Source organism: Bacillus sp. JJ1521, assembly GCF_036965165.1.
GTDB lineage: Bacteria > Bacillota > Bacilli > Bacillales > Bacillaceae_L > Ferdinandcohnia.
This window is the reverse complement of sequence record NZ_JBALOX010000100.1, coordinates 1-12914: the sequence shown is the minus strand read 5'-3', so window position 1 is coordinate 12914 and position 12914 is coordinate 1. Positions and strand designations below refer to the sequence as shown.

17 protein-coding genes and 2 other annotated features are annotated in these 12914 nt (G+C 38.8%); all 17 genes read right to left on the bottom strand.

The features are described 5' to 3' along the window. Window positions 1-223: 223 nt before the first annotated feature. On the bottom strand, window positions 224-829 hold the full coding sequence (locus V7147_RS14520; protein ID WP_335368562.1) for a class I SAM-dependent methyltransferase: 606 nt from the start codon (window positions 827-829) through the stop codon (window positions 224-226). Window positions 830-936: 107 nt separating this feature from the next. Continuing rightward, window positions 937-1299, bottom strand: a complete 363-nt coding sequence (gene rplL / locus V7147_RS14515) for a 50S ribosomal protein L7/L12 (protein WP_335368561.1) — start codon at window positions 1297-1299, stop codon at window positions 937-939. A 61-nt stretch (window positions 1300-1360) separates the two neighbouring features. Next, window positions 1361-1861 (bottom strand): 50S ribosomal protein L10, encoded by a 501-nt coding sequence (gene rplJ / locus V7147_RS14510; RefSeq protein ID WP_335368560.1) that lies wholly within the window; start codon window positions 1859-1861, stop codon window positions 1361-1363. A 74-nt stretch (window positions 1862-1935) separates the two neighbouring features. Beyond that, window positions 1936-2063: a sequence feature (ribosomal protein L10 leader region), on the bottom strand. Between the two features lie 62 nt (window positions 2064-2125). Next, window positions 2126-2815 (bottom strand): 50S ribosomal protein L1, encoded by a 690-nt coding sequence (gene rplA, locus V7147_RS14505; protein ID WP_335368559.1) that lies wholly within the window; start codon window positions 2813-2815, stop codon window positions 2126-2128. Between the two features lie 156 nt (window positions 2816-2971). Then, window positions 2972-3397, bottom strand: a complete 426-nt coding sequence (gene rplK / locus V7147_RS14500) for a 50S ribosomal protein L11 (RefSeq protein ID WP_229141879.1) — start codon at window positions 3395-3397, stop codon at window positions 2972-2974. A 358-nt stretch (window positions 3398-3755) separates the two neighbouring features. Further along, window positions 3756-4289 carry a transcription termination/antitermination protein NusG gene (gene nusG / locus V7147_RS14495; RefSeq protein ID WP_335368558.1) on the bottom strand — a complete coding sequence of 178 codons (534 nt, stop codon included), beginning with the start codon at window positions 4287-4289 and terminating at the stop codon, window positions 3756-3758. A 150-nt stretch (window positions 4290-4439) separates the two neighbouring features. Continuing rightward, a complete protein-coding gene (gene secE / locus V7147_RS14490; RefSeq protein ID WP_335368557.1) occupies window positions 4440-4622 on the bottom strand; it encodes a preprotein translocase subunit SecE in 183 nt (60 codons plus the stop codon). Between the two features lie 36 nt (window positions 4623-4658). Then, window positions 4659-4805 (bottom strand): 50S ribosomal protein L33, encoded by a 147-nt coding sequence (rpmG, locus tag V7147_RS14485; RefSeq protein ID WP_335368556.1) that lies wholly within the window; start codon window positions 4803-4805, stop codon window positions 4659-4661. Window positions 4806-4954: 149 nt separating this feature from the next. Further along, window positions 4955-5608 carry an RNA polymerase sporulation sigma factor SigH gene (gene sigH, locus V7147_RS14480; RefSeq protein WP_438824598.1) on the bottom strand — a complete coding sequence of 218 codons (654 nt, stop codon included), beginning with the start codon at window positions 5606-5608 and terminating at the stop codon, window positions 4955-4957. Window positions 5609-5725: 117 nt separating this feature from the next. Next, entirely contained in the window at window positions 5726-6235 is a 510-nt protein-coding gene (locus V7147_RS14475) for an NYN domain-containing protein (protein WP_335368555.1), read from the bottom strand. Between the two features lie 4 nt (window positions 6236-6239). Next, on the bottom strand, window positions 6240-6983 hold the full coding sequence (gene rlmB, locus V7147_RS14470; protein ID WP_335368554.1) for a 23S rRNA (guanosine(2251)-2'-O)-methyltransferase RlmB: 744 nt from the start codon (window positions 6981-6983) through the stop codon (window positions 6240-6242). A 17-nt stretch (window positions 6984-7000) separates the two neighbouring features. Continuing rightward, window positions 7001-7408: a Mini-ribonuclease 3 gene (locus V7147_RS14465; RefSeq protein ID WP_335368553.1), complete on the bottom strand. Its 408-nt coding sequence runs from the start codon at window positions 7406-7408 to the stop codon at window positions 7001-7003. Between the two features lie 3 nt (window positions 7409-7411). Next, on the bottom strand, window positions 7412-8809 hold the full coding sequence (gene cysS / locus V7147_RS14460; RefSeq protein WP_335368552.1) for a cysteine--tRNA ligase: 1398 nt from the start codon (window positions 8807-8809) through the stop codon (window positions 7412-7414). Next, on the bottom strand, window positions 8790-9461 hold the full coding sequence (epsC, locus tag V7147_RS14455) for a serine O-acetyltransferase EpsC (protein ID WP_335368615.1): 672 nt from the start codon (window positions 9459-9461) through the stop codon (window positions 8790-8792). Before epsC ends, cysS begins: the two co-directional genes overlap by 20 nt. A gap of 118 nt (window positions 9462-9579) precedes the next feature. Next, window positions 9580-9838, bottom strand: a binding site (T-box leader). A 46-nt stretch (window positions 9839-9884) separates the two neighbouring features. After that, the gene (gene gltX / locus V7147_RS14450) at window positions 9885-11342 is read right to left on the bottom strand and encodes a glutamate--tRNA ligase (RefSeq protein ID WP_335368551.1); all 1458 of its coding nucleotides are present in this window, start codon (window positions 11340-11342) and stop codon (window positions 9885-9887) included. A 61-nt stretch (window positions 11343-11403) separates the two neighbouring features. After that, complete coding sequence (gene ispF / locus V7147_RS14445) at window positions 11404-11886, bottom strand: 2-C-methyl-D-erythritol 2,4-cyclodiphosphate synthase (protein WP_335368550.1); 483 nt, start codon at window positions 11884-11886, stop codon at window positions 11404-11406. Between the two features lie 214 nt (window positions 11887-12100). Continuing rightward, a complete protein-coding gene (ispD, locus tag V7147_RS14440; RefSeq protein ID WP_335368549.1) occupies window positions 12101-12787 on the bottom strand; it encodes a 2-C-methyl-D-erythritol 4-phosphate cytidylyltransferase in 687 nt (228 codons plus the stop codon). Window positions 12788-12914: the final 127 nt, after the last annotated feature.

Genomic DNA, 12914 nt, shown 5'->3' with positions numbered 1-12914 from the left:
TGTTTTTATAGACAAAAAGAAAAAGGGTTTCTACTAAGAAAACCACAATTTCAAAAACAAACTATTGATTTTATTAGTTTTTCCATACATACTATATTTATACATATATTTAATTTTTTAGTTATACATGGAAAAATTACATATCGGCATTATATAATGCTACCACACGAGAAATAGCCAGTCAACAGGTTTTTGCTTTTGTCAAGCAGATTTTTCTTGTGAATTAATTCGTTCGCACTGCTTTAATGATATGGTAACCTTTTTTTCTTTCAACAATTTCCACTTCTTCAAAAATAGTTTCAAGCTTCTCAATTGCAGATGGAGCTCCTTGCTTCTTTTGGATCACAACCCAAAGCTCTCCTCCAGGTACTAAATACTGATAACTCTCTTCTAAAATATGATGAACTACTTTCTTACCTGCACGAATTGGTGGATTGGAAATAATCGCAGCAAACCCTCTATTTTCTACATTTGCAAACAAATCGCTTTGATGAATTTCCACATTGCTAACCTTATTCATTTCTGCATTCTTCTTCGCAAGCTCAATCGCCCGCTCATTCACATCAATCATTTCAACAGAACGATCATTATGTACTTTTGCTAACGCAAGTCCAATTGGTCCATACCCACAACCAACATCTAAAAAAGCACCAACAACTTCAGGAGCACGAAATTCCTCTACTAGTAATCTTGATCCAAAATCGACTTCATTTTTTGAAAAAACACCACTATCACTTGTAAAAGAAAAGGAATGTCCTTTCAAAACAAACGAAAGTGTTTTTTGATTGCTTGCTACCGTGGGTTTGCTAGTATAATAATGTTCGGCCATTTATGTATCTCCCAACATAAGAGTATATGTGCAGTATACCCATATCATTCCAAATTGATAAAAAAAGCTCGCTTTCATAGCGAGCTTTTTCATACGTTCATTAAAGATTACTTAACTTCTACGCCAGCTCCAACTTCTTCAAGTTTAGCTTTAACTTCTTCAGCTTCTTCTTTAGAAACGCCTTCTTTAATAGCTTTTGGAGTGTTGTCAACAAGTTCTTTAGCTTCTTTTAAGCCAAGACCAGTGATTTCACGTACAACTTTGATAACTTTGATTTTTTGTGCACCAGCATCTGCTAATACAACATCAAATTCAGATTGCTCAGCAGCAGCTTCAGCAGCGCCACCAGCAGCTACAGCTACAGGAGCAGCAGCAGTTACACCAAATTCTTCTTCAATTGCTTTTACTAGGTCGTTTAGTTCTAAAACAGTCATACTTTTAACTGCTTCAATGATTTGTTCTTTAGTCATTAGAAAATCCTCCTTAGTTAATTATCCTATTTGTAATTCGAATTGTATATTTGTCTTACGATTAAGCGCCTTGCTCTTCCTTTTGCTCTGCAACTGCTTTAGTAGCAAGTGCAAGGTTTCGGATTGGAGCTTGAAGTACGCTAAGCAACATAGAAAGTAAACCTTCGCGTGATGGTAGATCAGCAAGAGCTTTAACTTCCTCAAGAGTTGCGATGTTTCCTTCGATAACACCCGCTTTAATTTCTAATGCTTCATGCTTTTTCGCGAAGTCATTAAGAATTTTTGCAGGAGCAACTACGTCTTCATTACTGAAAGCAATTGCGTTTGGTCCTGTTAATGCATCATTTAAACCAGCAAGCTCAGCTTGTTCTGCAGCACGGCGAGTTAATGTGTTTTTGTACACTTTAAAATCAATGCCAGCTTCACGAAGTTGCTTACGTAGTTCTGTTATTTCTGAAACAGATAGACCGCGGTAGTCTACAACTACAGTTGATTTACTTGCACGGAATTTGTCTGCAATTTCAGTTACAATTTGTTGCTTTTGTTCTACTGCATGACTCATTCTTCTACACCTCCTGTGAGTAATTTCAGACACTTGAAACCGTTCGGTGTTAGACGATGTCCAAGATGAACATCCTTTAGATTAAAAAACCTCTATGCCGCATAGACATAGAGGTAGTATGATCAAGTATATATACTACACCTCGGTAGGGAATTAAGCTATTAAAAGCACCTACTGTCTACGGTACAAATGCTATTCATTTGTTAACAACAAAATTTATTATATGAAATGCTATCGCAAAAGTCAATATCCACTATTTTCTAATTAGAAAGTAGAACCGTCAACTTTTACGCCAGGTCCCATTGTAGATGATACAGCAACGTTCTTCATGTAAGTACCTTTTGCTGCAGATGGTTTAACCTTAAGCATAGTTTCATAAATCGTAGTGAAGTTCTCAATTAGTTTTTGATCATCAAATGAGATCTTACCAATTGGAACATGGATATTTGAAGATTTATCAATGCGGTATTCAACTTTACCAGCTTTGATTTCGTTGATTGCTTTTGTTACGTCAAAAGTAACAGTACCAGTTTTAGGGTTTGGCATTAAACCTTTAGGTCCTAATACACGACCAAGTTTACCAACTTCACCCATCATGTCAGGAGTAGCTACGATTACATCAAAATCAAACCAACCTTGGTTGATCTTAGTGATGAACTCGCTATCGCCAACATAGTCAGCTCCAGCAGCTTCTGCTTCTTTTGCTTTTTCACCTTTAGCGAAAACTAATACACGTTGAGTTTTACCAGTACCGTTTGGTAGAACAACTGCACCACGAATTTGTTGGTCAGCTTTCTTAGGGTCAACTCCTAAACGGAATGCAACTTCAACAGTAGCATCAAATTTAGCTGTGTTTGTTTTCTTTACTAATTCAATTGCTTCTGCAACTGAATATGCTTTTGTACGGTCTACTAATTTAGCAGCTTCAACGTACTTTTTACCTCTTTTTGCCATTATCATTTCCTCCTCAATTGTGGTTTTAACGGAATAACCTCCCACGTCCAGCAAACAGCATAATCGATTTCATACTGACGCTAGACAAAACAAAGGTTGCGAACGAAAAAAGAGATGTTCCATCCGCAACCCCTTGAAGCATGTAACAAATAGGAATTAGTCTTCGATAACAATTCCCATGCTACGAGCAGTACCTTCAACCATACGCATTGCAGATTCAACAGACGCCGCATTTAAATCAGGCATTTTTGTTTCTGCAATCTCGCGTACTTTATCACGCTTAACTGTTGCAACTTTATTACGGTTAGGTTCACCAGAACCAGACTCAATACCAGCCGCTTTCTTTAAAAGAACTGCAGCAGGAGGAGTTTTAGTAATAAACGTAAATGAACGATCTTCATAAACTGTGATTACAACAGGAATAATTAAACCAGCTTGTTCTGCTGTACGAGCATTGAACTCCTTACAGAATCCCATGATGTTAACACCTGCTTGACCTAATGCCGGTCCAACTGGTGGTGCTGGGTTTGCTTTACCCGCTGGAATTTGTAATTTAACCTCTTTAATTACTTTTTTAGCCACGAGACACACCTCCTTAAAGTCCGTGATGTGGTAATAGGGGTTTACCCTCCCACTCATCTATTCTTTACATATCGATAAAGAACGTTAGCATAAGTAGTCTTGAGTTTTTCAAGACATACTGACCTATGCAATATTACCACTTTTTATTTTCAATATCAAGTTTTTCTTAAACTTTTTTGTCTAGCGTAAGCAGCTAGACCCTCGAGGTCATATGCCAAATTACTTCAGAAATCAGGATTTCCTGTGTAATTCGTCATATGCTTGTCGGACTTGCACAGGATGTGCTGACGTCCACGCTTGCAACAGGACGTGGCGGCCTTTAGTGGACGTTCATCTAAAATCACTTCAGCATTTCGATCTAGATTTTTTCAATTTGTGTAAAGTCTAATTCAACCGGGGTTTCACGACCGAACATGTTTACCAGAACTTTTACTTTTTGCTTATCTATATCAAGATCTTCAATTGCTCCAGTGAAGTTTGTAAATGGACCCTCTTTCACACGAACTGTTTCTTTCAATTCGAAATCAACTTCCACAGGTCTTTCATCCATTCCCATTCTTTTAAGGATGAATGTTACTTCTTCTGGTAAAAGCGGTGTTGGTTTCGAACCAGAACCCGCTGATCCAACAAAGCCAGTTACTCCTGGTGTATTACGTACGACATACCAAGAATCATCCGTCATGATTAATTCGACTAACACATAACCTGGAAATACTTTCTTTTTAACAATTTTCTTTTTACCATTCTTAATATCTGTCTCTTCGTCTTCTGGTACAACAACGCGGAAGATTTTATCTTGCATCCCCATTGACTCAACACGTTTTTCTAAATTTGCTTTTACTTTATTTTCGTACCCTGAATACGTATGAACAACATACCAATTCTTTTCCATAAGTTAGGACTCTTGTCCCTTCCCTCCCTTTATTGGGTCTAAACCACATCTTGACGCTCTATTTTTTTGCAATTAAAAAAACCCGTGCCCGGGCTTTTTCGTAAACATTCTTTATTCTCTATCCATCATTATACCATGAGTGTACAGTGTTTATTCAAGTACCAAACGAATTAATTCAGAAATTCCTAGGTCAACCACGGCAAAGAACACTGCTACAAAAATTACCGTTGTTATTGTAACGATTGTATAACGTGTGAGTTCCTTTCTCTTTGGCCAGCTTGTTTTCTTCATTTCTCGAACTACTTCACGAAAAAACTTGGTTAAGCGTTTCATCCATGTAACCTCCAACTTTATCAAAACAGTCCTAATCTATTTCGTTTCACGATGATTTGTATGAGAATTGCAGGTCTTACAAAACTTCTTCATTTCAAGTCGTTCAGTTGAAGTGCTATTCTTCATCGTTGAATAATTTCTACTGCCACAATCCACACAGGCTAAAATTACCTTTTTTCGCATTTTATCACCTTCATCTAATCAAATGCGCCTTGGCGTATTTGCGCCCAATTTTATGAAAAAAAGTCTCAATTTCCTTAAAAATGTAACATAGGCTTGATTTATATGTCAATACTAGCCGCTATCTATAAATATTGGTTAAAAACGGTTACTTATAATTTAATTTCTTGTATTTCTAAATACCGTTCTAACTTACGTTTTACACGCTGGAGTGCATTATCAATTGACTTTACATGTCGGTTTAGATCCTCCGAGATCTCCTGATAAGACCTTCCATCCAAGTATAAAGACAATACCTTGCGCTCCAAATCACTTAAGAGCTCTGCCATTTTTAATTCAATGTCATCAAACTTTTCTCTGTTAATGATTAATTCCTCAGGATCCAAAATCTTCGCCCCTGAAATAACATCCATTAATGTACGGTCAGATTCTTCATCATATATCGGCTTGTCCAACGAAACATAAGAGTTTAGAGGAATATGCTTTTGTCTTGTCGCCGTTTTAATCGCAGTAATAATTTGACGTGTGATACAAAGTTCTGCAAACGCTTTAAACGAAGAAAGCTTGTCCTCTTTAAAATCACGAATTGCTTTGTATAACCCGATCATACCTTCTTGAACAATATCTTCACGATCTGCCCCAATTAAAAAGTATGATCTGGCTTTTGCACGCACAAAGTTTTTATACTTGTTGATCAGATAGTCCAATGCCTCACTTTCTCCAGCATGAACCATTTCCACGACTGCCTCATCCTCTAGTCGGTCATATTTTAACCTGTTGCCATAATCATCGAAGCTTGAACTCACACCGATCCCTCCGACCTACCTTAGAAGTTGCTTCCTACAAAACTTGGAATCCCTAATGTTCATAAATTTCTTTATCTAGAAATATTATACAGGAGTAGTTTTCGAAGCGTCAACCGCTCATCGTTGTCCTCGACGCCATTTTTCAAAAATTTCTGCAATTTCGTCGGAAAGTGGAATCTTCGACACACTTTTTTCTTGATAGGTTGTCTTTACATCCTTTTGAATTCCAGACTCCACGACTTCCATCTCGGTTAATAATTCCCTGGCTGACTTCCGTAAGGCTCCTTGTCCGAATATCTGCCATTGCTCAGTAAAATCTGAGGTCGCTACATGGATTTGTGTTTTGATATTGCTTAATTGTTTGGCAAGCTTTTCGATTCGTTCATCAGCCGTTTCGTTTTCACGGGTGAAAATAACTTCGATTTTTCGACTTTTCGTTTTTGTCTCAATTCCTGGTACGAGGTGTGCATCAAAAACGACAATCACCTTATATCCTGTATACGCCTGATATTCAGCCATTTTTTCGATTAATAAATCACGCGCTGCCGAAAAGTCCTTTGTTTTAAGAAGACGTAATTCTGGCCATGCACCAATTATGTTGTAGCCATCTACCAGCAGGATATCCATTGTATTATTCTCCTAACGGATTCCGCTTACGATATACCTCATACATTAGTAGACTTGCGGCAACAGAAGCATTTAAAGAGGTTACTTTACCTTGCATTGGTAAACTTAAAAGAAAATCACATTTATCCTTTACAAGACGCCCCATACCTTTGCCTTCACTGCCAATTACTAAGCCTATCGGCATTTTACCATCGACGTTTCGATAATCCTCTTTTCCCTTCGCATCTGTTCCAACAATCCATACACCAAGGTCCTTTAATTCATCGATCGTTCTTGCTAGATTTGTTACACGCGCAACTGGTACATATTCAATTGCTCCCGTCGAAGCCTTCGCGACAGTTGCCGTTAAACCAACTGCTCTTCTTTTCGGTATAATCACCCCATGTGCCCCAACAGCGTCTGCTGTACGAAGAATTGATCCAAGATTATGCGGGTCTTCTAATTCATCCAATAGGATAATAAATGGTGCTTCATTTCGCTGAGCGGCTAAAGCTAAAATATCATCAACCTCAGCATACTCATAAGCTGCTACCTGCGCGACAACTCCTTGGTGATTCCCCTCAACCATTTGGTCAATCTTCTTTTTGGGAACAAATTGAACCATGACATTTCTTTCTTTAGCAAGGGAAGTAATCTGGTTCATCTGCCCCTTATTCGAGCCTTCCGCTATCCAAATTTTATTAATATCCCGCTCTGATTTTAACGCTTCAATAACAGGATTTTTTCCAATCGTATAATCACTCGCCATTTCTTTTTCCTCCTTTCTTAAGATTCGATGATTCGAAACGCTTCTTCAATAATGGAATGAATTCTATCCGTGTTATTCTGTAAAAAATGATAACCTAGTAAAGCTTCAAATGCAGTACTGTATCGGTACGTCTGGACATCTGTATTTTTAGGGACGGTTCCACTCTTTGCATTGCGACCCCTTCTAATTACCGCTTGTTCCTCTTCTGAAAAAAACTCTTCATCCAGCATCTGGTGAATCACAGCAGACTGCGCTTTTGCCGAAACATAATGCTTCGCCTGATTATGAAGTTGGTTTGGCCTCACACTCCCCTTTTGCAAAAGGTAATGCCGCACATACATTTCGTAGACGGCATCACCCATATATGCAAGGGCAAGACTGTTTAATTGATGGCTATCAATTTGATTGTCTGATAAAAAGATCATCGATTATCCTCTTTTCCATCTTGTCCCTTGAGGAGTGTCTTCAAGAATAATATTCATTGCTTTTAACTGGTCACGGATTTGGTCAGATAAGGCAAAGTCGCGATCCTTACGTGCTTGGTTTCGCTTTGCAATTAATTCTTCGATTTCCTCATCAAGTAATTGTTCATCCTCTAATCGAAGCCCAAGCGTATCAAATAATACCTCGAACTCTTGTAAAAAAGCTTCGATTACTTTTTCCGACGTGTTTTTTTCCTGTAAATAATAATTCGCTTGTTTCGAAAGGTCGAACAAGACTGAAATTGCATTCGCTGTATTAAAATCATCATCCATTGCTACGATAAATTCATTGCGGAAAGCTGTTATTTTTTCTAACCATTCTTCATCATTATTTGTTAGATTTGTACTACTTTCTAGACGATGTTTTAAATTTGCATAGGAAGTACGTAGTCGTTCTAACGCATTTTTCGTACTTTCAAGTAGGTCAAGGCTGTAGTTAATTGGATGACGATAATGAACAGACAGCATGAAAAAGCGTAATACCTGCGGATCAACTTCTTTGATAATATCGTGAACCAATACGAAATTCCCAAGGGATTTTGACATTTTTTCATTGTCGATATTAATGTAGCCGTTGTGCATCCAGTAGTTTGCGAAGGTCTTGCCGTTCAATGCTTCCGATTGCGCAATTTCATTTTCATGATGTGGGAAGGCCAAGTCCTGACCGCCTGCGTGAATATCAATTGTCTCACCCAAGTATTTTTTCGCCATCGCTGAGCATTCAATATGCCAGCCTGGGCGTCCATTCCCCCATGGACTTTCCCAGTAAATTTCTCCAGGCTTCGCACTCTTCCATAGCACGAAATCTAGGGCATCCTGTTTCTTATCTCCGACTTCAATTCTCGCACCCACACGAAGTTCATCAATGGATTGATGTGAGAGCTTTCCATATTCCCTAAATTCTCTCGTACGATAGTACACATCGCCTTCCGATTCATAGGCGAATCCCTTATCAATTAGTGCTTGGATAAAATCAATGATAATATCCATACTTTCTGTAACCCTTGGGTGAACATCTGCTTTTTTGCAACCTAGCGCAGAAACGTCTTCAAAATAAGCATTGATAAAACGCTCCGCAATGGTTGGCACCTCTTCACCTAATTCATTTGCTGCTTTGATTAATTTGTCATCTACATCTGTGAAGTTAGAAACATAATTAACGTCATAGCCTCTAAATTCAAAATAGCGACGAACTGTATCAAATACAATAGCAGGACGCGCATTCCCTATATGGATATAGTTATAAACGGTCGGACCGCACACATACATTTTTACCTTATTTTCTTCAAGGGGTTTAAACTCTTCTTTCTTTCGTGTTAGCGTATTATATATGTGAATGGGCATTATCCTTTGCTCCTTCCTTTTGCTGTATTTCCTCTTTTAGGCTTTTTATTTCATTTTCAAGTTCTCTAATTTTATCTAAAACTGGATCTGGTAAATCTCGATGATTTAAATCCTTGCTATTTTTAATTTTGACGCCATTTTGAATCACAACTCTACCCGGTATCCCGACAACCGTTGAATTTGGAGGAACATCTTGTAGAACAACCGAACCCGCTCCTACCTTTGAATTTTCTCCAATTGTAATCGATCCTAATACTTTTGCTCCTGTTGCAATAAGAGCATTGTCCTTTATTGTGGGATGTCGCTTACCTTTTTCTTTTCCCGTACCACCAAGTGTTACGCCCTGGAACACGGTCACATTATCTCCGATTTCACACGTCTCACCAATCACCACACCCATTCCATGGTCAATAAAAAAGCGACGTCCAATTTTAGCACCCGGATGAATTTCTATGCCTGTGAAAAAGCGACTTATTTGCGATACCGTTCTAGCTAAGAAAAACATCTTTCGTGTAAAAAGAAAATGTGCCACACGATGTGACCAAACAGCATGCAAACCAGAATATGTTAGGACTACCTCAAAATGAGTTCTTGCTGCCGGGTCCTGTTCAAATACAACCTCGATATCCTCTTTCATTCGTCTAAACACGATCAACCCTCCTTATAAGAAAAGCGCAGGCGCCTGCTCATCGGAGACAAGCACAAGCCGATGGCGCCTGTAGCTAGACAGTACCTTTTTCTCCAAAATAAAAAGCGCCCCTGTGTATAAACACAGAGACGCTATATTCACGCGGTTCCACTCTGTTTAGGTAATGAAAAATTCACTACCTCAACTTAATCTCGTAACGGTGAGACGCCGCCTTTGTCTACTTCGTTATGGTTCGACAAAAGACTCAAAGGTGCATTTCAATAAGCATTTCCCTTAAACCACTTTCAGCCGGTGATGGTTCTCTCTGACCGCATTTGCGAATAGGCTCGCAAAAACGTTAAAGTAAATCACTTATTTACTCTCCTTATCAACACTTTAACATTATAATTTTGGTTAACTATACTATATTACATTTTCGGCAAGATGTTAACTAATTAAACTCTTTAAGCGCGAAATAATTTTTTCTTTTCCTAAAAGATGAATCGCTTGTGGCAGATCCGGACCGTGAAGTTGGCCAGTAGCTGCCGCACGAATAGGCATGAAAAGGTTCTTTCCTTTTTGACCTGTTCCCTTTTGAACAGCTTTTATGGCTGCTTTAATTTCATCTGCACCGAATGCTTCAAGACTTTCAATCTCTTGTAGGAAGGCTTTTAATACTTCAGGAACTGTTTCACCCGAAAGTACTTCTTTTGCATCTTCTTCAAGCGTTAATTCATCTGTGAAAAATAAGCTTGTTAGTTCAACGATTTCTGCTCCATAATTCAGCTTTTCTTGATGAAGCGCAATTAATTCACGAGCCCATTGCTTATCAGCGTCAATTAACGGCTCACTTAATCTGCCTGCCTTAACTAAATGTGGTAATGATAGCCCAACAAGACGATCAACATCAATGTTTTTCAAATATTGATTGTTCATCCATGTAAGCTTTTGAGTATCAAATACAGCCGGTGATTTAGATAGACGGGCCGGGTCAAAAATCTCAATAAACTCCTCTTTTGTATGAAGCTCTTTTTCACCGCCTGGTGACCAACCCAATAAGGTAATGAAATTAAATAATGCTTCGGGCAGATATCCAAGTTCCTCGTATTGCTCAATAAATTGAATTATAGACTCATCACGTTTACTAAGTTTCTTATGATTTTCATTTACGATTAATGTCATATGTCCAAATGTTGGAATCTCCCAATTAAATGCCTCGTACACGGCAATTTGCTTTGGTGTGTTGGAAATATGGTCTTCCCCACGTAATACATGCGAAATTTCCATTAGGTGGTCGTCGATAACGACAGCAAAGTTATAAGTAGGAGTGCCGTCTTTTTTCACGATCACATAATCACCCATGCCATCGGATTCAAAGGAGATTTCACCTTTAACCATGTCATTGAATGTGTAGACTTTCCCTTCCGGAATCGCAATTCGAATACTAGGTTGTCTTCCTTCATTCTCTAGCGCTTCTTTTTGGTCCTTTGTTAAATGACGGCATTTTCCTGAGTAATGAGGTGTCTCACCACGTGCCATCTGCTCTTCACGCTCTTTTTCAATTTCTTCTTCCGTACAATAGCACTTATAAGCGAGTCCTTTTTCAAGAAGCTCCGTGTAATACTTTTCATAAATCTCATTGCGTTCTGATTGACGGTATGGACCGTACTCGCCACCAACATCTGGAGCCTCATCCCAATCTACACCAAGCCATTTTAAATATTTTAGCTGACTTTCTTCGCCGCCTTCAATATTTCGCTTCTTGTCTGTATCTTCAATCCGAATGATGAATTTTCCATCTTGGTTTCTTGCATATAAATAGTTAAACAGGGCCGTTCTTGCATTTCCAATATGTAAATGTCCTGTTGGACTTGGTGCATAGCGCACACGTACTTTATTTGACATAAATATACCCTCCGTTTCAACGCTTTAGTATTTTAATCATACTATTTTAAAATATAAAGATTTAGCCGTCTACTTTTTGTAATAAAATTGTCGCCTGGGCAGCAATTCCTTCACCGCGACCTGTAAAGCCCAACTTTTCAGTTGTCGTTGCTTTCACATTCACCTGTGTTGGATCTGCTTCTAACAATTCAGCAATCCGGGCTCTAATTTGTTCGATATACGGAGCCATTTTAGGCTTCTGAGCGATAATTGTGCAATCAATATTCCCTAATTTATAGCCCTTTTCCTTCACCAAATTCCAAACATGCTCCTGAAGTTTCGCAGAATCAGCATCCTTGAAATTCGGATCTGTATCTGGAAAATGCCTTCCTATATCACCTTCACCAATCGCTCCAAGACAGGCATCCGATACGGTGTGAAGTAATACATCTGCATCTGAGTGTCCTACTAATCCTTTTTCATATGGAATGGTAATTCCACCTATAATTAACGGGCGTCCTTCCACCAATTGGTGAACATCAAAGCCCTGTCCAATACGAAACATGGGTTTTCCCCCTTTTTTTTATTAGTCATCTAGTTCCAGCGCCTAGCCCCTCTCTGGTCTAGCTAATCGGACAAGAAGGATAAAAGGCATCATTCTTGTCGGCTTTTCTTATGCTTGTCGGACTTGCACTCAGAAGTGCTGACATCGACGTTTGCCACAGGACGTGGCAGTAGTTAGTCGATGTTCCTCTTTCAAGGCGCTTGCACTTTTGTTTTTAATTTGTCCAGTTTTGTAAAATTGCTTCTGCAAAAACTAAATCATCGGGTGTTGTTAGTTTTATATTTAAGTAATCGCCTTTAACAATATATACTTGTTTTGGGATTCTTTCAACGAGACTAGCTTCGTCTGTACCGAGATAGTCTTCTTTTTTAGCCAATTCATGAGCTTCTTGTAAGATAGAAACATGAAAAGCTTGTGGGGTTTGAATGGCCCACAAGCTAGAACGTTCAACTGTTTCTTCTACATATGAATCACGAGAGGCGCGTTTGATTGTATCCTTTATAGGAACCGCTAGCACGGCTGCTCCTTTTTCTGCTGCAATATTGACCAACTCATGAACATGCTTTTGTTTCAGAAAGGGCCTTGCACCATCATGAACTAACACAATATCAGTGTTCTTCACGGCTTGTAAGCCATTATAGACACTGTATTGGCGCTCACTGCCACCCTGTATAAAAGTAACAACCTTTTCGATATTATGAGTTTGTAACAACTCTTGAAAAATGGACTGTTCTTCCTTATTAACGACTAAAATAATTCCCGAACACATCGGATCATGTTCAAAAACTCGTAATGTATGAATAATAACTGGTATTGATTTCAATTCGATGAATTGTTTATTTTTCCCCGCGTTCATTCTTTTACCTGATCCTGCCGCCGGAATTACAACCTGATAATTCACCCCGTTACGCCCCTTAACTTAATATAATCAAATACGCCTTGGCGTATTTGCGCCCAGATTTTTTAGGCCCACACGATGTGGGTCACAAAGACGTTGCCACAGGACGTGGCGTTCTTAGTCTTTGATC

Coding starts and splice junctions, on each gene's coding strand:
- nusG (WP_335368558.1), bottom strand. CDS start 4,289: ATGGAAAAGAATTGGTATGTTGTTCATACGTATTCAGGGTACGAAAAT.
- rplL (WP_335368561.1), bottom strand. CDS start 1,299: ATGACTAAAGAACAAATCATTGAAGCAGTTAAAAGTATGACTGTTTTA.
- cysS (WP_335368552.1), bottom strand. CDS start 8,809: ATGCCCATTCACATATATAATACGCTAACACGAAAGAAAGAAGAGTTT.
- rlmB (WP_335368554.1), bottom strand. CDS start 6,983: ATGGCGAGTGATTATACGATTGGAAAAAATCCTGTTATTGAAGCGTTA.
- secE (WP_335368557.1), bottom strand. CDS start 4,622: ATGAAACGCTTAACCAAGTTTTTTCGTGAAGTAGTTCGAGAAATGAAG.
- ispF (WP_335368550.1), bottom strand. CDS start 11,886: ATGTTTCGTATTGGACAGGGCTTTGATGTTCACCAATTGGTGGAAGGA.
- rplJ (WP_335368560.1), bottom strand. CDS start 1,861: ATGAGTCATGCAGTAGAACAAAAGCAACAAATTGTAACTGAAATTGCA.
- V7147_RS14520 (WP_335368562.1), bottom strand. CDS start 829: ATGGCCGAACATTATTATACTAGCAAACCCACGGTAGCAAGCAATCAA.
- rpmG (WP_335368556.1), bottom strand. CDS start 4,805: ATGCGAAAAAAGGTAATTTTAGCCTGTGTGGATTGTGGCAGTAGAAAT.
- rplA (WP_335368559.1), bottom strand. CDS start 2,815: ATGGCAAAAAGAGGTAAAAAGTACGTTGAAGCTGCTAAATTAGTAGAC.
- gltX (WP_335368551.1), bottom strand. CDS start 11,342: ATGTCAAATAAAGTACGTGTGCGCTATGCACCAAGTCCAACAGGACAT.
- V7147_RS14465 (WP_335368553.1), bottom strand. CDS start 7,408: ATGATCTTTTTATCAGACAATCAAATTGATAGCCATCAATTAAACAGT.
- V7147_RS14475 (WP_335368555.1), bottom strand. CDS start 6,235: ATGGATATCCTGCTGGTAGATGGCTACAACATAATTGGTGCATGGCCA.